Annotated in this window: 18 protein-coding genes; 15 read left to right on the top strand and 3 right to left on the bottom strand. The window is 42.8% G+C overall.

The window, feature by feature from the left end; all coding sequences use genetic code 11:
* Positions 1–17: 17 nt before the first annotated feature.
* Positions 18–113 (bottom strand): stressosome-associated protein Prli42, encoded by a 96-nt coding sequence (gene prli42, locus IE339_RS18475; protein ID WP_242169954.1) that lies wholly within the window; start codon positions 111–113, stop codon positions 18–20.
* Between the two features lie 199 nt (positions 114–312).
* On the opposite strand from prli42, the gene mce reads away from it, so the two are divergent.
* From mce to rnz, 13 genes are all read left to right on the top strand, one after another.
* Positions 313–726 carry a methylmalonyl-CoA epimerase gene (gene mce, locus IE339_RS18470; RefSeq protein WP_242169951.1) on the top strand — a complete coding sequence of 138 codons (414 nt, stop codon included), beginning with the start codon at positions 313–315 and terminating at the stop codon, positions 724–726.
* Entirely contained in the window at positions 726–2,273 is a 1,548-nt protein-coding gene (locus IE339_RS18465; RefSeq protein ID WP_053402204.1) for an acyl-CoA carboxylase subunit beta, read from the top strand. Before mce ends, IE339_RS18465 begins: the two co-directional genes overlap by 1 nt.
* Positions 2,274–2,299: 26 nt before the next feature.
* A complete protein-coding gene (locus IE339_RS18460; protein ID WP_053402205.1) occupies positions 2,300–3,421 on the top strand; it encodes a tripeptidase T in 1,122 nt (373 codons plus the stop codon).
* Positions 3,422–3,656: 235 nt separating this feature from the next.
* On the top strand, positions 3,657–4,547 hold the full coding sequence (locus tag IE339_RS18455; RefSeq protein WP_242169948.1) for a nitrilase-related carbon-nitrogen hydrolase: 891 nt from the start codon (positions 3,657–3,659) through the stop codon (positions 4,545–4,547).
* A gap of 23 nt (positions 4,548–4,570) precedes the next feature.
* Positions 4,571–5,944: an NAD(P)-dependent oxidoreductase gene (locus IE339_RS18450; protein WP_242169944.1), complete on the top strand. Its 1,374-nt coding sequence runs from the start codon at positions 4,571–4,573 to the stop codon at positions 5,942–5,944.
* A gap of 20 nt (positions 5,945–5,964) precedes the next feature.
* Positions 5,965–7,239 (top strand): NAD-dependent dihydropyrimidine dehydrogenase subunit PreA, encoded by a 1,275-nt coding sequence (preA, locus tag IE339_RS18445; RefSeq protein WP_242169941.1) that lies wholly within the window; start codon positions 5,965–5,967, stop codon positions 7,237–7,239.
* Positions 7,240–7,256: 17 nt separating this feature from the next.
* Positions 7,257–8,675 (top strand): dihydropyrimidinase, encoded by a 1,419-nt coding sequence (gene hydA, locus IE339_RS18440; protein ID WP_242169938.1) that lies wholly within the window; start codon positions 7,257–7,259, stop codon positions 8,673–8,675.
* Positions 8,676–8,693: 18 nt separating this feature from the next.
* On the top strand, positions 8,694–8,900 hold the full coding sequence (locus IE339_RS18435; RefSeq protein WP_242169935.1) for a hypothetical protein: 207 nt from the start codon (positions 8,694–8,696) through the stop codon (positions 8,898–8,900).
* Between the two features lie 190 nt (positions 8,901–9,090).
* The gene (locus tag IE339_RS18430; RefSeq protein ID WP_242169934.1) at positions 9,091–9,288 is read left to right on the top strand and encodes a hypothetical protein; all 198 of its coding nucleotides are present in this window, start codon (positions 9,091–9,093) and stop codon (positions 9,286–9,288) included.
* 129 nt (positions 9,289–9,417) lie between these two features.
* Positions 9,418–11,001 (top strand): PucR family transcriptional regulator, encoded by a 1,584-nt coding sequence (locus IE339_RS18425; RefSeq protein WP_242176237.1) that lies wholly within the window; start codon positions 9,418–9,420, stop codon positions 10,999–11,001.
* Positions 11,002–11,176: 175 nt separating this feature from the next.
* On the top strand, positions 11,177–12,646 hold the full coding sequence (locus IE339_RS18420; protein WP_242169932.1) for a CoA-acylating methylmalonate-semialdehyde dehydrogenase: 1,470 nt from the start codon (positions 11,177–11,179) through the stop codon (positions 12,644–12,646).
* 23 nt (positions 12,647–12,669) lie between these two features.
* The gene (locus IE339_RS18415; protein ID WP_242169930.1) at positions 12,670–14,022 is read left to right on the top strand and encodes an aspartate aminotransferase family protein; all 1,353 of its coding nucleotides are present in this window, start codon (positions 12,670–12,672) and stop codon (positions 14,020–14,022) included.
* A 66-nt stretch (positions 14,023–14,088) separates the two neighbouring features.
* Positions 14,089–15,009 carry a ribonuclease Z gene (gene rnz / locus IE339_RS18410; protein ID WP_242169927.1) on the top strand — a complete coding sequence of 307 codons (921 nt, stop codon included), beginning with the start codon at positions 14,089–14,091 and terminating at the stop codon, positions 15,007–15,009.
* Positions 15,010–15,094: 85 nt separating this feature from the next.
* Here the strand turns inward: rnz and namA are convergent, their stop codons facing one another.
* Both namA and proC read right to left on the bottom strand, forming a co-directional pair.
* Positions 15,095–16,111, bottom strand: a complete 1,017-nt coding sequence (namA, locus tag IE339_RS18405; protein WP_242169924.1) for an NADPH dehydrogenase NamA — start codon at positions 16,109–16,111, stop codon at positions 15,095–15,097.
* A gap of 102 nt (positions 16,112–16,213) precedes the next feature.
* Positions 16,214–17,056: a pyrroline-5-carboxylate reductase gene (gene proC, locus IE339_RS18400; RefSeq protein WP_242169922.1), complete on the bottom strand. Its 843-nt coding sequence runs from the start codon at positions 17,054–17,056 to the stop codon at positions 16,214–16,216.
* A 411-nt stretch (positions 17,057–17,467) separates the two neighbouring features.
* On the opposite strand from proC, the gene IE339_RS18395 reads away from it, so the two are divergent.
* Both IE339_RS18395 and IE339_RS18390 read left to right on the top strand, forming a co-directional pair.
* Positions 17,468–18,415 carry an MBL fold metallo-hydrolase gene (locus tag IE339_RS18395; protein WP_242169920.1) on the top strand — a complete coding sequence of 316 codons (948 nt, stop codon included), beginning with the start codon at positions 17,468–17,470 and terminating at the stop codon, positions 18,413–18,415.
* Between the two features lie 20 nt (positions 18,416–18,435).
* Entirely contained in the window at positions 18,436–19,227 is a 792-nt protein-coding gene (locus tag IE339_RS18390) for an SDR family NAD(P)-dependent oxidoreductase (protein WP_242169918.1), read from the top strand.
* Positions 19,228–19,253 lie beyond the last annotated feature (26 nt).

The following is a 19,253-nucleotide window of genomic DNA, read 5'->3' as shown; positions in this document are numbered from 1 at the left end:
ATGCGCTCTGGTTATTTTTATATCCACATTGCAAGACCGGTTAAAAGGGTCGTAAGAAGCATTACGGCGAGCATGAGGAATACAACAATTTTTTGTACTTTTTTATTCGACATGAGCAACCTCCACACATCATTTTCTTCATTTTAACGTGGGAGTCGAGGAGAGACAAGTCATTCCCTCGTATTTTCATATTCTCAACACAAATGTCGAAAATTCGACATTTGCTTTAAAATAATGAAGGATTTTGTAGACAGACAAAAGAATATTACATGAAGGGGAAAGGATTTTTTTAAGACAACAGGAGGAGAGATCATGGTTGAAAAAGTAGATCATATTGGGATTGCCGTTCAATCAATTGAGAGCGCTTTACCGTTTTACGTGGAGTCACTCGGTTTAACATTGATCGGAACAGAAGTGGTGGAATCACAAAAAGTAAAGGTAGCCTTTTTAAATGCTGGAAATGTAAAGCTTGAATTACTAGAGCCAACCGCAGACAATAGCCCGATCGCAGCGTTTATTGCAAAGCGAGGAGAAGGAATTCATCATATTGCGGTTGGCGTGACGTCTATAGAAGAACGAATTCATGAGCTCCAAACCAATGGAGTAAAAATGATTGATTTGTTACCACGAAAAGGGGCAGCTGGTGCTAACATTGCGTTTTTACATCCGAAATCTGCTTCAGGCGTTTTATACGAATTATGCGAAAAGCAGAAGGAGGAAGCGTAATGGATATCTTTGAGAAAATTAATGAACTGTATGATCTTCGCCGCGAAATTGAGCTTGGCGGTGGGGACGATAAAATTGATAAGCAGCATGAAAAGGGAAAGCTAACGGCACGTGAACGCATCGATTTATTAGTGGATGAAGGTAGCTTTGTTGAGCTAAATCCGTTCATTGAACATCGCTGTACAGATTTTGGTCTTGATGGAAAGAAAGGACCTGGTGACGGCGTCGTAACGGGATACGGAAAAGTACACGGTCGCCCAATCTATTTATTTTCACAGGATTTTACGGTGTTTGGCGGAGCGCTAGGAGAAATGCATGCAAAGAAAATTGCCTATGTAATGGACCTCGCAGCCAAAACACGCGTACCGTTTATCGGTCTAAACGATTCAGGTGGCGCTCGTATTCAAGAAGGGGTTGTGTCACTGGATGGATATGGCCAAATTTTCTACCGAAACGCGATTTATTCGGGCGTGTTTCCACAAATCTCTGTCATTATGGGACCTTGTGCAGGAGGAGCGGTCTACTCACCGGCTATTACCGACTTCGTATTCATGGTAGAGAAAACGAGTCAGATGTTCATTACGGGTCCAAAAGTAATCGAGACCGTTACAGGTGAGCGCATTACGTCTGAAGATTTAGGCGGTGCAAAGGTTCATAATGAAATTAGCGGGAACGCCCATTTTTCGGCTGAAACAGAAGAAGAAGTGCTAGAAAAGGTACGCTTATTACTAAGTTATCTTCCGCAAAATAATGAGGAGCAACCGCCTCATGAACATACAAATGATGACTCGGACTATCGTCCAGATCTTGTGGAAGTGGTTCCGTTTGATACGCTTCGTCCATACGACGTGCGAAAGGTAATCGAGCAAGTCGTCGACACGGATTCCTTTTTAGAAGTGCAAAAGGATTTTGCGAAAAATCTAGTTGTGGGATTTGGTCGAGTAAAAGGGAAGGTAGTAGGGCTTGTTTGCAATCAGCCGAAGGTGATGGCTGGGGGTTTAGATATTGACTCATCTGATAAAGCAGCGCGCTTTATTCGTTTTTGTGATTCATTCAATATCCCGCTTATTACGTTTGAAGACGTTACGGGATTTTTCCCGGGGATCAAACAAGAGCATGGTGGTATTATTCGTCACGGTGCGAAAATTTTGTACGCTTATTCAGAAGCAACGGTTCCGAAAATTACGGTTATTCTCCGAAAAGCTTACGGAGGTGCTTATGTAGCTCTTAACAGTAAGTCCATTGGAGCAGATCTTGTGTATGCTTGGCCGAATGCCGAAGTAGCGGTTATGGGTCCACAGGGAGCTGCAAACATAATTTTTGCACAAGAAATCAATACTAGTGAAGACCCTGAAGTAACAAGGGCGAATAAGATTGAAGAATATCGCAAAAAGTTTGCAAATCCTTATGTACCTGCTAAACTAGGTATGATAGACGATGTGATCGATCCTCGTGAAACGCGAATGAAAATCATTCAGGCATTAGAAATGCTCCAAAATAAGCACGAAGACCGACCGAGAAAAAAACATGGAAATATTCCGCTTTAAGAGAGTATTTCGTCGGAGGGATACATATGATTAACGAGCAACGCATTCTTGACTTATTTTTAGAGCTTGTTCAGATTGACTCTGAAACAAAATTTGAAACAGAAATTTCAAAAGTATTAACGGAAAAATTTAAAGCACTTGGTGTCGAAGTATTTGAAGACGATACAACTGGCGTAACAGGACACGGTGCAGGAAACCTTATTTGTACGCTTAAAGGAACAAAAGAAGGGGTAGATCCAATTTACTTCACTTCTCATATGGATACGGTTGTTCCAGGTAAAGGCGTAAAGCCAACCCTAAAAGACGGCTATGTTGTAACAGACGGTACAACGATCCTTGGGGCAGATGACAAAACAGGTCTTTCTGCGATGCTAGAAGCAATTCAAGTACTAAAAGAGCAAAACATCGAGCATGGTGACATTCAGTTCATCATTACTGCTGGTGAAGAGTCAGGATTAGTTGGTGCAAAAGCATTAGATCCTGCACTTGTAAAAGCGAAGTTTGGTTATGCGCTTGATAGTGATGGAAAAGTGGGCGATATCATCGTTGCTGCACCAACACAAGCAAAAGTAAAAGCAACCATCTATGGCAAAACAGCTCACGCTGGGGTAGCACCAGAGAAAGGCGTTTCAGCTATTACGATTGCATCAAAAGCAATTTCCAAAATGCCACTTGGACGCATTGATGAGGAAACAACAGCAAACATCGGACGCTTTGAAGGTGGAACACAAACAAACATCGTGTGTGACCGCGTAGATATTTTAGCAGAAGCGCGTTCGTTAATTCCTGAAAAAATGGAAGCGCAAGTTCAAAAAATGAAAGAAGCATTTGAATCAGCGGCTTCTGAAATGGGTGGACGTGCTGAAGTGGAAATTAACGTGATGTATCCAGGATTTAAGTTTGGTGACGGTGACCACGTAGTAGAAGTAGCAAAACGTGCGGTAGCTAACGTAAATCGTGACTCTCGTCTGCTTCACAGCGGAGGCGGAAGTGATGCGAACGTGATCGCTGGATTTGATATTCCAACCGTTAACTTAGCAGTTGGATACGAAGAAATTCACACAACAAATGAAAAAATGCCTGTAGAAGAATTAGTGAAAACGTCTGAACTAGTCGTTGCAATCATTAAAGAAGTAGCAGGTAACTAATAAAAGAGGCGTTGGTCAGAACTTCTGACCAGCGCCTTTGTTTTTTTACATAGTGAGTAATAATCGCGCCTCACATTTTAACATAATGTATAATGCACGAGCCCTCTTGCTTCGTTAGAATAAATGTAAGATTCAGATAATGGTAAAGCGTTCGTTTGAATCACTGCGCGTTGGTAGTCCTATCCTATCTAAAAAATATGTAAGCGCTTACAAAAAAGAGTAGGAGGTAGAAGGAATGTCAGATCAAATTACGATTGGTCTTATTCAAGCAAAAAACGATCTATCTGGAGAATTGTCTGTAGAGGCACATAAAGAAGCGGCAATTGAAAAGCATATTCGGCTTATAAAAGAAGCGAAGAATCAAGGGGCCCAAATGGTGTGCTTACAAGAAATCTTTTACGGGCCGTATTTTTGTTCAGAACAAAACAGCAAGTGGTACGATGCTGCAGAAGAAATTCCTCATGGACCAACAACACAGCGATTTCAAGCGCTAGCAAAAGAGCTAGGTGTCGTTATTGTTTTGCCAATCTATGAGCGCGAGGGGATCGCTACGTATTACAATACGGCAGCAGTTATTGATGCAGACGGATCATACCTCGGAAAATATCGAAAGCAACATATTCCACATGTAGGTGTAGGAAATGAAGGCTACGGCTTTTGGGAGAAGTATTATTTTAAACCAGGAAACTTAGGTTATCCCGTTTTTGATACGGCATATGGAAAGATTGGCGTTTATATTTGCTACGATCGTCACTTCCCTGAAGGTGCGCGCTTACTAGGACTAAAGGGAGCAGAAATCGTCTTTAATCCATCTGCTACTGTAGCAGGTATGTCTGAGTATTTGTGGAAGCTTGAGCAGCCTGCTCATGCCGTTGCGAACGGTTATTACGTGGCGGCGATTAACCGTGTTGGAGTAGAAGCACCGTGGAATATGGGAGAGTTTTATGGACAATCCTATTTGGTTGATCCGAGAGGAAGCTTCGTATCAATGGGAAGCCGTGATAAGGAGGAAGTCATCATTGGCGTTATGGATCGCAAGCTGATTCGAGAAGTGAGAGATACGTGGCAGTTTTACCGTGATCGTCGTCCGGAAACGTATCAGGAAATGACGGCACTGTTACCGTAAAGAATGATAAAGGGGGAGTAGGAATGAGTACACATTCGCCTGACGAACAAGTAGTTGCACAATTAATGCGCAACTTTGAAGAGGTAGAAAAAGGGTTCACAAAGCAAGAGGCAATGGAAGAATCAAACCGATGTTTATACTGTTATGATGCTCCGTGTATTAAAGCATGTCCAACAGGAATTGATATCCCCACCTTTATTAAAAAAATTGCAAGCGGAAATCTTCGTGGATCTGCTACAACGATCATGAGTGCCAACCCGATTGGCGCAAGCTGTGCGAGAGTATGTCCAACAGAAGAGCTATGTGAGGGAGCGTGTGTGCTTAACCACGATACAAAGCCTATTTCGATTGGTCACCTGCAGCGTTACGCTACCGATTGGGCAATGGAAAAGGGGCTCTCTTTATTTGAGAAAGGAAAAGAAAATGGGAAGAAAGTAGCCGTAGTAGGGGCAGGACCAGGCGGCCTATCTGCAGCACGCGAATTAGCACGCTTTGGCTACGAGGTAACGATGTTTGAAGCAGAGAAGGAAGCAGGTGGGCTCAATACATATGGTATCGTCTCATTCCGTCTTCCAAAGCGCATTTCTTACTGGGAAGTGGATCAGGTTCAAAACCTAGGCGTAACCATTCATACGAACACGAAAGTCGGTCATGATGTCTCTCCACATGACCTGCTTGCTGACTATGATGCGGTTGTACTAGCAGCAGGAATGGCACACGTTCCTTCATTGAATATTGAGGGTGAGGATTTACAAGGCGTTCACGATGCGATTGAGTTTGTTAAAAACACTAAAACGAAGCCGTTAAGCGAAGATCTCCTTGGAAAGAAAGTTGTCGTCGTAGGAGCAGGTAATACAGCGATTGATGGCGCTACTTGTGCAGTACGACTCGGTGCGGAAAACGTGAAAATTATTTACAGACGGACAAAAGATGAAATGAGCGCTTACGAATTTGAATATGAATTCGCCAAGCAGGACGGGGTGGAGTTCCGTTGGCTAACAGCACCTTTACGGATTATTGGCAATGAACAAGGGAACGTAACGCACGTGGAATGTATAAAGATGATCCTTACAGAACCAGGAGAAGACGGGAGAAGGCGTCCTGTTCCTCTAAAAGGATCGGAATTTCTTGTTGAAGCAGATGCCGTTATTAAGGCGATTGGCCAGGAGCGGCACGTAACGCTACTAGAACAGTTTGGACTGCAGCATCGAAGCGGCGTCGTAGTGGTGGACCCAGCAACGTACCAAACATCAAATCCGAATGTTTTTGCTTGCGGAGACGTTGTGTTTGGAAAAGGAATTGGTGATGCAATGGTCGTAACGGCAGCGCAGCAAGGGAAGAAAACGGCTCATGCCATTCATCAACATTTAATGAGTGAACACGCAATACAATCCTAAAGTCGAGGAGGGAATCGTGTATGGCAGATTTACGTATTAACCTTGCTGGTATTGAGTCACCAAATCCATTTTGGCTTGCTTCAGCACCGCCTACTAACTCAGGATATCAAGTGCAGCGCGCGTTTGAAGCAGGATGGGGAGGAGCCGTTTGGAAAACGCTCGGTGACCCTATTTTAAACGTTTCATCCCGATTTGCAGCAATTGGGTTTGGTGGAAAAAAAGTCGCTGGATTTAACAATATTGAATTGATTACCGATCGTCCGCTTGAAGTAAATCTAAAAGAAATTTATGAGACGAAAAAGAAATTCCCAAATCATGCGATTATTGCGTCACTCATGGTTGAGCCAAAGCAAGAAAAGTGGCATGAAATTGTGAAAAGGGTCGAGGACGTCGGGGTAGATGGATTAGAACTGAATTTTGGATGTCCGCACGGAATGGCTGAACGCGGAATGGGGGCCGCTTCTGGTCAAGTACCAGAATTGGTTGAAAAGCAGACGTATTGGGCAAAGGAAGTCGCTAAAACCCCTGTCATTGTAAAGCTCACCCCAAACATTACGGATATTACCGTAACAGCTGAAGCCGCTGTAAAAGGCGGTGCCGATGCGATTAGTATGATTAATACGATTAACAGCTTAATGGGCGTCGATCTTGATACATGGAACACAGTTCCACACGTTGCAGGGAAAGGGGCTCACGGTGGATACTGTGGTCCGGCAGTAAAACCAATTGCGCTTAACATGGTTGCAGAGTGTGCAAGAAAGCCATACATCGGCGTTCCGATTTCGGGTATTGGAGGAATTTCAACCTGGCAAGATGCGGTCGAATTTATACTGATGGGTGCAACGGGTGTGCAAGTATGTACTGCAGCAATGCACCACGGCTTCCGTATTGTAGAAGACATGATTGATGGATTGAATTATTACTTAGATGAAAAAGGCATTTCGAGCGTTCAAGAACTCGTTGGAAAAGCCGTTGAACGTTATTCTGATTGGGGGAACCTCGATTTAAACTATCAAGTTGTGGCGCGAATTAACACAGAAACGTGTATTAACTGTAACAAATGCCATATTGCCTGTGAAGATACGTCGCATCAGTGTATTGATATGCTTCACGATGAAAATGGAAAACCATTTTTACGCGTACGAGAAGAGGACTGTGTCGGCTGTAACTTATGTTCGATTGTCTGTCCTGTAGACGGGGCCATTGACATGATTGAAATTCCGAGTACAACGCCAATGACATGGAACGAGCGACAGTCTGCGCTTGCTACACTCGAACAAAATAAAGTGAGATAAATGGGGGAGAAAATACAGTGAAAAAATTGATTAAAAATGGCGTTATCGTGACCGCAACAGATACGTATGAAGCAGACGTGTTGATCGATCATCAAGTAATCATGGCGATCGGACACAATCTGGATGAAGCAGATTGTGAAATCGTTGATGCGAAAGGATGCTACATCTTCCCAGGTGGAATTGATCCACATACTCACCTAGATATGCCGTTCGGGGGTACTGTAACAAAGGATGATTTTGAGACGGGAACCGTTGCTGCAGCGTTTGGAGGAACAACGACAATCATTGATTTTTGCCTCACGAACAAGGGAGAACAGCTTCAAAAAGCGATTGATCGCTGGCACGAAAAATCTTCTGGAAAAGCGTCGATTGATTATAGCTTTCATTTGATGGTAAGTGAGATTAATAATGACGTATTGGCGGAGCTTCCAAATGTAATTGAGAAAGAGGGGATTACCTCATTTAAAGTTTTTATGGCCTATAAAAACGTCTTTCAATCGGATGACGCAACGCTGTACCGAACGCTACTAGAGGCGAAAAAGCTTGGGGCGCTCGTGATGGTTCATGCAGAAAATGGAGATGTGATTGAATATTTAGTAGAGCAGGCATTAGCAGAAGGGAACACAGACCCTATCTATCACGCGTTGACACGTCCACCTGAAATTGAAGGTGAGGCGACAGGAAGAGCTGCACAGCTAACACAGCTAGCTGACTCACAGCTTTATGTTGTGCACGTTTCCTGTGCGCAGGCAGTGGAGAAAATTATTGAAGCGCGTAAAAAAGGGGCAAATGTATACGGAGAAACGTGTCCACAATACTTAGTGCTTGATCAGACCGATTTAGAGAAGCCAAATTTTGAAGGAGCAAAATACGTTTGGTCCCCTCCTCTCCGAGAAAAATGGCATCAGGACGTATTATGGCAAGCGTTGAAAAATGGCGATCTTCAAACGCTAGGATCTGATCAATGCTCGTTTGACTTTAAGGGACAAAAAGAGTTAGGCAAAGATGACTTTACAAAAATTCCAAACGGGGGACCCATTATTGAAGACCGTTTTAGCATTTTATTCTCAGAAGGAGTGGTGAAAAATCGCATTAGCTTAAATCAATTCGTTGATTTAACGTCAACAAAAGCAGCTAAACTGTTTGGTCTTTATCCGAAAAAAGGAACGATCGCAGTTGGTGGTGATGCCGATCTCGTTATTTTTGATCCTAATCAGGAGCGAACGATCAGTGCTGATACTCATCACATGGCCGTTGACTACAACGCTTTTGAGGGAATGACGATAAAGGGTGAGCCTGTATCTGTCTTAAGCCGCGGAGAGTTTGTTGTCAAAGAAAAGCAATTTGTTGGAAAAGCGGGTCACGGTGAGTACATTAAGCGCGCGAAGCATAACGAACCTTATCAACTAAAAAAGGCATTGCCAACAAATTCATAAAAAAGGGGAGGAAGCTGCGTGTCTGAGTACAACGAATTTTTAGCCGAGCGAGATAAAATCGATGTTTATCTTCAAAAAGGATATAAAATAAAAACCGTGACCGAAAACTTGAGTGGTGCTTTTGTCACGTTTGTTTCTCACGATCAGACGGAAGAAGAAGTACTGCACGTTTTAACAGCGGATGGAAGAAAGTACTTCTCTACGTTTCTTTTGCAGCGTCAGTGAGATCTGGATTTGGAAGTAACTAACAGAAAAAAAGGACCTCTTTATTACCAAAGAGGTTCCTTTTTTTATATTTCGTTTAATTTTATGTCCGGTGAGTTACGTTTTAGTTACATATGCCCCGAAAGGGTTTGAAAAACCATCTTTTTTTGGTAAACAGTAGTAAGAAGGGGTGTGTAAGAGAATGTGCCAAATGGATGAAATATTAACAGAGGAAGAACAAGCTCTCATTAAAAAGCTCAAGATGGCTATGCTAGATGCGGTTTCAACACGCGAACTGAAGTTTTACAAAAAAGAAATGATCCGTATAAAGGACCAGGCCAAAAGGCGCTCTAAAATAATGGATCGAATTGCCGATCATTATCAAACCTGTAATCATTCTCTATCGTAATGATTACAGGTATTTTTGTGCAGAAAATTCAAAAAAATTAACGTATGATGGGACCTCTTATACTATAATAATAAAATAGGACAAAGAAGGGGTGATGCTATTTTGAGTTTTTACTTAACAATAGAGGAAGTGCTCCAAAGAAAACATTTTTCCTGTAGTGAAGTTGTTGCAGGGGGAAATGGACTCCATCGGTTCATAAAATGGGTGCATGTCATGGAGGTTACGGAAGTGAAAAGTCTTCTGCGTGGTCATGAGCTTATTTTATCAACAGGCATTGGATGGGGTGGAAACCTTGACCATCTTCGCTATTTTGTACAGCAGCTCATTGATATTGATGCGGCAGGTCTTTGTATTGAACTTGGCCCTTATATGCCTGACATTCCAGACGAAATTAAAGGAATGGCTGATGCCTATGGTTTTCCTATTATTGTTTTTCACAAAGAAGTTCCGTTTATTGAAATTACTCAAGACTTACATGCGCTTCTCGTCAATCAACATTACGAAACGATCTCCAAATTAGAAAACTACTCGCAAAATTTGCAAAAGTTAATGCTAGACGTCCATGATGTCGAGCCAATTCTAGACTTTCTTCATCAGCATACGAATGTGCAAGTTGTGATGAAGCTTCACAGTGGGGCCATTTACTGTGCTCCTGATCTGCCTTTTTTATCGAAACAAAATTTGCTTCGCACCCTAGATGAAAAGGACGATCATCCTTCCGTTATTCAACAATCAATACAAGTGTTACAAAAAGAACATGCGCGTTTGTATGTCATTTTTCCTTCTGCTCGTTATCGAAGTGAGCTAGAGCTATTATTGCTAGACCGAACAGCCGTTGCGCTTGCACAGCAGTTTTTACGTGAGTTGTACGTCACAGAAAAAAAGCAGGTACATGAAACGGAGTGGATGAGGCGCTGGTTAGAGCAAGACTTGACCAAAGAAGATATTTACTACTATATCGGTGAATCGTCTAGTAAAAGTAAGATTAAGGGAGTAACCATTGCGGTTTGTACATACGAATATGCGTCTGAACAACAGGATTTGGATCTCGTTTACCTTCAGCTTCTGCTCCGAAATACGTTTGAACAGCAAGGGTTTCGTCTCTTTATTACGGTGTATAAAAACCAGGCCGTCTGTATTCTCTTAAATCAACGTGAGGGTAAGACATTGAAAAAACGTATCATGGATGGATTTATGCGCTTTTTATCTAATGACTATAAGCGAATTCCTAAGTTAGCCGTAGAATCCATTGGTGTGGGTCAACATGTGGAAAAACTAGAAGATATTCATAAAAGCTATGAAACAGCTATTGAAACGCTCCGAATTCAGCAGCAGTTATGTAGCGAGGAGTGTATTCATTTTTATGAGGAGCTCCACATGTATCGCATTATTTCACTCGTTCAACAGCATCGTGACTTACGAGACGTCATTATGGAGTACTTAGCTCCAGTTTTGGAATACGATCAGCAGTTTAATACAAAGCTATTGGATACACTAAAAGTCTATTTGGCTTGCAACGGCTCGAAAAAAGAGACGGCTAAACAGCTATTCGTCGTGAGGCAAACGCTCTATCATCGTATTGAAAAGCTAGAGAGATTGCTAGGATCTGATTTTATGGAATCGGAAAAACGCATGGCGATTGAGTTCATGTTAAAAGCCTATGATTATTTGTTTGGACAGCGAACATCAGAAAAAATCTCCTATGAGCTCTAGTAAAGGAGGCTCTGATCATATGATTAGAGCTTTTTTTCATTTTTACAGATGGAAGGAGAGAGTTCATTACGCAAAGTGTGGAATTGTCATCGGAAGTTTTGTTACAAAGTGTCTAATGTAAAGGAATTCGAAATCATCCATAATGATACACAATATCATATAAGGGGGAGAAAAAATGGCAACGGTCGATCAACAAACGACAGTATTAAAAAATTATATTAACGGTGAGTGGATAGAATCAACGAGTAGCCAAACGCAAGAAGTCATTAATCCTGCTGATCGAAGCGTGTTAGCGCTTGTGCCCATTTCTACGAAAGAGGATGTTGAACAAGCAGTAGCGTCTGCGAAAGAAGCATTTAAAACGTGGCGCACAACGCCATCTCCTAAACGAGCGCGCGTTATGTTTGAGTTTCATCATTTGCTTACAAAGGAACATCAAAAGCTTGCACAGCTAATTGTCCAGGAAAACGGAAAAGCCTTTAAAGAGGCTTATGGTGAAGTGCAGCGTGGGATTGAATGCGTTGAATTTGCAGCAGGTGCCCCGACGCTGTTAATGGGGGAGTCGCTGAATAATATTGCAGAAGAAATCGATTCAGAAATGTATCGCTACCCTGTCGGTGTTGTAGGGGGCATCACGCCGTTTAATTTCCCAATGATGGTGCCACTCTGGATGTTCCCGTTAGCGGTTGCATGTGGAAATACGTTTGTTTTAAAGCCGTCTGAACGAACACCACTGCTAGCAAATCGCTTAGCTGAATTATTTACGCAAGCAGGAGCTCCAAACGGCGTATTGAACGTGATACACGGTGCACATGATGTTGTAAATGGCCTTCTTCAGCATCAAGATGTGAAAGCGATTTCTTTTGTCGGCTCACAGCCTGTTGCCAAATACGTGTACGAAGAAGCTGCTTCAAAAGGCAAACGCGTTCAGGCGCTCTCAGGTGCTAAAAATCATCATATCGTCATGCCAGACTGTAACCTTGATCACGCTGTTCAGCACGTTCTCTCCTCCGCTTATGGCAGTGCAGGTCAGCGTTGTATGGCATGTAGTGCGGTCGTATTGGTTGGAGATGTAGGCGATACGTTTGTTCAAAAGCTAAAGCAAAAGGCAGATGAACTAACGATTGGAGACGGAATGGATGATGAGGTACTGCTAACGGCAGTGATTCGCGAACAGCATCGTGCGAAAGCCGTTCAATATATTGAAAAAGGAATTGAAGAAGGAGCGGTGCTCGTAAGGGATGGTCGCCCTGAGATGGAGCAGCTGTCAGACGGAAACTTCCTCGGAGCAACGGTGTTTGACCACGTAGAGCCGCACATGACAATCGCGAAAGAAGAAATCTTTGCACCCGTATTAAGTTTGCTGAGAGCAGAGAATTTAGATCAAGCGCTCGAATATATTGAAAAGTCACCGTTTGGAAATGGGGCAACGATTTACACAAAAGATGCCAAAGCAATTCGTCAGTTCCGTGAAGAGGCTGATGCTGGAATGCTTGGTGTAAACGTAGGAGTACCTGCAACGATGGCGTTCTTCCCATTTTCGGGATGGAAAAATTCGTTTTACGGCGATTTGCATGTAAATGGAAAAGACGGACTTAATTTTTATACGCGTAAAAAAATGATCACAACACGCTTCGATTTCTAAGCAGACGAGAGGAGAAGAACGACATGAAGATCAATCAAGAGGAAGCATTGCTAGCAAAAGATGAAAAATATCTCTGGCATGCGATGAGACCATATAGCCCAGATTCTACAATGGTTGTGGAAAAGGCATCCGGTGCCTGGATAACGGACCATGAAGGAAAAAAATACTTAGATGGCATGGCCGGTCTTTGGTGTGTGAATGTTGGTTACGGACGTACGGAGCTTGCTGAGGCGGCCTATGAACAGCTTAAAAAGCTAGCCTATTTTCCACTCACCCAATCTCATGAGCCAGCGATCAAGCTTGCAGAAAAGCTGAACGAATGGCTTGAGGACGACTATGTTATTTTCTTCTCCAATAGCGGATCAGAGGCGAACGAAACAGCCTTTAAAATTGCTCGTCAATATCATCAGATGAAGGGCGATCATCAGCGCTATAAAATTGTTTCGCGCTACCGTTCTTATCACGGAAACACCTTAGGCTCTCTTGCTGCAACGGGGCAAGCACAGCGCAAATATCGTTATGAGCCGTTAGCACCTGGATTTGTTCACGTGTCGCCTCCTGATACGTATCGATTCCCTGAAGCTGACACAACGCCACCGCAGGAATTGCAGTCCGTTCAGCAGGTAGATCGAACAATGACATGGGAATTGAGTGAAACCATTGCCGCGTTTATTATGGAGCCGATTATTACCGGGGGCGGCATTTTAACACCGCCACAGGGATATATGAAAGGTGTTAAAGAAGTATGTGAAAAGCACGGTGCCCTTCTGATCGCGGATGAGGTTATTTGTGGATTCGGACGCACTGGAGAGCCGTTTGGATTTATGAACTATGGTGTGAAGCCTGATATTATTACGATGGCAAAAGGGATTACGAGCGCTTATTTGCCGCTATCAGCAACCGCTGTGAAGCGAGAAGTATATGAAGCGTTTAAAGGATCAGAGGAATACGACTACTTCCGCCACGTGAATACGTTCGGAGGAAGTCCGGCGTCATGTGCGCTTGCGCTAAAAAACCTTGAAATTATGGAGAATGAACAGCTTTTTTCTCGCTCAAAGCAGTTAGGAGCACAGCTCTTAAAGCAATTTCAGGACGCGTTGAATGATCATCCGCTTGTCGGGGATGTTCGCGGAAAAGGGCTGCTGTTAGGAATTGAGCTCGTAAAAGATAAACAAACAAAAGAGCCGCTTGAAGTGGAAAAGCTAAATGCCGTCATTGCTTCTTGTAAACGAGATGGTCTAATCATCGGGAAAAACGGCGCCACAGTAGCAGGTCATAATAATGTCTTAACGTTATCACCACCTCTCAACATTGCGGAAGAAGATTTGCAGTTCATGTATGAAACGGTTGTAAAAGCAGTAGAAAATCTTAAATAAATGAACGTAAGCCTGTATAATATGATGTTATACAGGCTTATGCTGTTTTTATAAGGAAGTGAAAAGATGGATTTATTATTTTTAGGAACCGGAGCAGGCGTTCCTGCCAAGCATCGAAACGTAACTGCAGTAGCTCTACAGATGTTGCAGGAAAGAGGAGCGACTTGGTTATTTGATTGTGGGGAAGCAACTCAACATCAAATTTTACATACATCGATTCGACCGAGACGAATTGAAAAAATTTTTATTACCCACCTTCACGGTGATCACATTTACGGATTGCCAGGACTTTTAGGAAGTCGCTCATTTCAAGGCGGAGAAACACCGCTTACGGTCTATGGGCCAAAGGGATTGAAGGAATTCATTGAAGTGACGCTATCGGTTAGCCAAACGCATTTGCAATATCCTCTTGATATCGTAGAAATCGAGGAAGGCGTGATTTTTTCTGATCATCAATTTCAGGTAGAGTGCCTCCGTTTAGAACACGGCATTCCTTCATACGGATTTCGAATTGTCGAGCGTGATTTGCCAGGCGAACTGTTAGTAGAAAAGCTGAAGAATGATCAGATTCCGCCAGGGCCCCTTTATCAACGTTTAAAAAACGGGGAGACGGTAACATTACCCGATGGACGAGTGGTTAACGGAAACGATTATGTAGGGGAGCCGAAGAAGGGGAAAATCGTTACGATTTTAGGAGATACGAGAGTATGCGAGAATAGCTTAAAGCTTGCAAAGGATGCCGATGTTTTCGTTCACGAATCGACCTTTTCTGGAGAAGAAGCAGAAATGGCCTATAGCTATTTTCATTCCACTGCGACCCAGGCAGCTCGTATCGCAAAGGACGCAGGGGTGAAAAAGCTTATTTTAACGCACATTAGTTCACGCTATCAAAAAAATGAAGCAGATCTATTAGCACAGCAGGCAAGAAGTATTTTTCCTTGTACCGAGCTTGCGGATGATTTTAAGCAATTTTTCATAGAACGATAATTCAGGTTGTTTCTGAATACAAAAAATCCGAGTAGGGGTAGATAAATCAGCCCTTACTCGGATTTTTTGTATAATAAATTACGCGTTACCAACCGCGATCATATTGAACCGGAGCATTGAGTTCCACACCCAGTTCTTTTGCAGCAGTGCGCGGGAAGTATGGATCACGAAGCAGTTCACGTGCAATAAAGATGAGGTCAGCACGTTTGTTTTGAAGAATTTCTTCGGCTTGGCGCCCTGTTGTAATCAGTCCAACCGCACCTGTTTCAATGCTGGCACCTGCTTTAATTTTCTCAGCAAGTGGTACTTGATATCCCGGATATACAGGGATTTTAGCAGGTACAACCGCACCAGAGCTCACATCGACAAGATCAATGCCGTCTTCTTTCATCCACTGAGAGAATTGAACGTAATCTTCTACGTTTAATCCTTCTGGATGATAGTCATTTGCAGATACGCGTACAAATAACGGGCCATCCCATTCTGTTTGCACCGCTTTAATCACTTCTTTTAACAAACGGTAGCGATTTTCAGCACTGCCTCCGTATTCATCGGTACGATGGTTACTTAATGGAGATAAAAATTCATTGATTAAATATCCGTGAGCGCCGTGAATTTCAATGATATCAAAGCCAGCTTTTTTTGCGCGACGAGCACCTTGCTTGAAGCTTTCCACCGTTGCTTGAATATCTTCTACGGTCATTTCCTTTGGCGTCTTGCTTTTTTCATCAAAAGGAATAGCAGACGGCGCGTGAATTTCACCTTCCACCGTTGCTTTACGACCAGCATGAGCAAGCTGAATAGCTGTTGCAGCACCGTTTTCTTTCATAAGTGATACAAGTTCACTTAGGCCCTCGATGTGCTCATCTTTCCAAATGCCTAAATCCTCTGCAGAGATACGGCCTTCTGGTTGGACTGCTGTTGCTTCTACCATAATAAGACCTACTTGGCCGACTGCACGAGTTGTATAGTGTGTACGGTGCCAGTTTTCAATAAAGCCATCTTGGTTATGAGCAGAGTACATGCACATTGGTGCCATAACAATACGATTTTTAAGCGTTACGTTTTTTATTTGATAAGGTGAGAATAATAAGCTATCCATTAACGTGACCTCATTTCATTTCGGAATTTAAATCAGGAGTAATTATAGCACTCACCATTATCATTTTTCACGTAAAAGGTTTTATGCCTCTGAATGTAAGAATTACGTTTGCTTTAACATTTGATTTCGTAACACTTCACCTAGCTCTTTTGACCGATTTGTTGCGACTTTGATGCATTGTATAAAGGCTTCCTGACACTGATGTTTTTGGAGTTCCTTTAATCCAGCTTCTGTTGTTCCCCCTGGACTCGTCACTTCTTTCCGAAGCGTTTCTGGCGCTTTTGGCGAGTTTTTAAGCATTTGTGCAGAACCGATCAGCGTTTGTAAAATCAATTCTTTCGCATCTTCACGGTTAAGACCGATTTCTGAAGCTGCCTTTTCCATGGCTTCAACTAAATAATAAATATAAGCAGGACCGCTACCAGCAAGCCCCGTGACCGCATGAAGCTGTTCCTCATCGTCTACAACAGCTACGGTTCCAATCGTTTGAAACAGCTCTTTTACGGCGTCTAAGTGCTGCGACGTGGCATACGCGCCTTTTGCCATACCGGTAGCAGACTTTCCGACGGCCGCTGATGTATTTGGCATGACGCGGATAACAGGGATTTTCTTTCCGATTACGTCTACAATGCTTGCTGTTGATACGCCCGCCATAACGGATACGAGTATGTGGCGTTCATGCAGATAGGGGATAAGAGGGGAAAGCCCACTGACAGCATCTTTTGGCTTCATGGTTAAAAAAACGAAATCAGCGTGTGCTAAGAGCTCTTGAGGATCTCGAGTAGTGACCACACCATATTTGTCCTGTAAAAATGCAAGTCGCTCATCGCTCGAGCGGTTTGAGATGATTGTATGATGTGGCTCAATCATTTCGTTATGAAAAAAACCTGCCATCATTGCTTCTGCCATTGATCCTGCACCAATAAACGCTACTTTTTTTGTCATTTTCTACGCCTCCTTTTAGAAAAAACAAAAAAAGCTTTCTGTCACAAAGGACGGAAAGCTTTTCACTCCGCGGTACCACCTTATTTAAGCATGAAGCCCGTTAAGGACCCCGCTTATCTCAAACCCGTAACGTGGGGAACGGTTAGGTTTGCCTAACAGTTCATGAGGTAGGTTCAATAATCAAGAGGATGATGAAGCCTTGCAGCCGATGGACTTCACTCTCTAACATCGTTCATTATTTACTATTCTCAATCGAAACTTCATATTCATTTTTGCTATTATGCAATGAAAAAACACAAATGTCAACATGTGGAAGACAAATATCACGTGAAAAATTTAGAATATACAGACATACTATGTGAAAAGGAGTAAAATGGACATAAGAGAGACGGAAAAAGGAGTTAGAGATGAATGGACATACATAAAATAATTTTACCCACACCTTTTGCGGTAGGAAACGTGAACGTATTTTTAATCCAAGGTGAGCGTCTCACATTAGTAGATGCAGGTGTTAAAACGGAGGAAGCGTGGCAAGCATTTCAACAGCAGATCAACGGGCTTGGATTTACGGTCTCTGATATTGAACAAATTGTGCTTACTCACCATCACCCCGATCATGTTGGTCTACTAGACTACTTTGAGAGCGATATTCCCGTGATTGGTCATCCCCGAAATGATGTCTGGATCAGTCGAGACGAAGCGTTTATTCGCCATCACGACGCCTTTTTTGCTGAGTTGTTTCCAAAAGCGGGAATTGATGAAAAATACATGGGCGCTCTCGCTGGGTTAAAATCAATGCTGCGCTACTCGTGTGAGCGATCATTAACGCACGCAGTGAAAGAGGGAGATTCAATTCCGGGATTAAGCGGCTGGGAGGTCATTGAAACGCCTGGTCACGCACTTGATCACATTGCGCTCTATCACCCACAAGAGAAGGTAATGATTGGAGGGGATTTATTGCTTGAAAAAGTATCTTCTAATCCAGTATTAGAGCCCCCACAGACAGCAGGAGGAGAGAGGGAGAAATCACTTCTTCACTACAACCATTCGCTTGAGCGATTGCGTCAGTTTGATATTGATATTCTTTATACAGGTCATGGAAACGAGATACATAACGTGAACGAGCTTGTAGAAGAACGATTGAAAAAACAACGCGATCGTGCGGCGAAGGTCCTTCACCTGCTTCGTGAAAAGCCAAGTACCGTATTTATGATTTGTCAGCAGCTGTTCCCTGAGATTTATAAAAAGCAGCTTTCTCTCACGATGTCAGAAACGTTAGGACAACTCGATTATTTGGAGTCTGTTGGTGCCGTGACGGTTGATTCGAGCAACGGTTATTGGGTATATTATGCTAAGTAATACATAAGCAGAGGTGGAAAATGAGAGAGTTAAAAAATAAAGTTGTTGTCATTACGGGAGCTTCAAGTGGAATCGGTGAAAAAGTAGCGCTAAAAGCTGCTGAGCTAGGAGCAAAGCCTGTGTTAATTGCAAGATCAGTTGACAAATTAGTTGCTTTGTCAGATCAAATCAAAGAGAAATTTGGTACAACGTGTACATACTATCAGCTCGATGTAGGGGATTTTGTAAAGGTGACGGAAACGTTTCAACGAATCATTCAGGAAGAAAAAACGATTGATATTCTCATCAATAACGCTGGATTTGGCGTATTTGATACGTTCTACGAGGCGAATTTTAGCGATATTGAAAAAATGTTTGAGGTAAACGTTTTAGGATTGATGGCGTGTACAAAAGCAGTGTTGCCATTTATGATGGATCGCAACAGCGGTCATATCATTAACATTGCATCACAGGCAGGAAAACTTGCCACTCCAAAATCAAGCGGATATTCGGCATCTAAACATGCTGTTCTTGGATTCACCAACAGCTTGAGACTTGAACTAGGAAAAACCAATATCGCGGTGTCAGCGGTGAACCCAGGACCAATTGAGACGAACTTCTTCAATATTGCCGATAAGTCCGGAACGTACGTGAAGAACGTGCAGCAGTTTATGTTGAAGTCAGATTACGTGGCTGATCGAATCATCGGACTTATGCAAAAACCAAAGCGCGAATTGAATTTGCCCAGGTGGATGAATATGGGGAGCGTCTTGTATAATCTGTTCCCTCGCGTAGCGGATAAACTGACAGGGAATATACTAAATAGAAAATAAGTGATAAAAAAACTCTCATTCAGAAG

Origin of the sequence: Priestia koreensis (assembly GCF_022646885.1) — a bacterium.
Taxonomy (GTDB): Bacteria; Bacillota; Bacilli; order Bacillales; family Bacillaceae_H; genus Bacillus_AG; species Bacillus_AG koreensis_A.
Note: the sequence above shows the minus strand (reverse complement) of the source record. Positions and strands in the feature narration are given on the sequence as shown.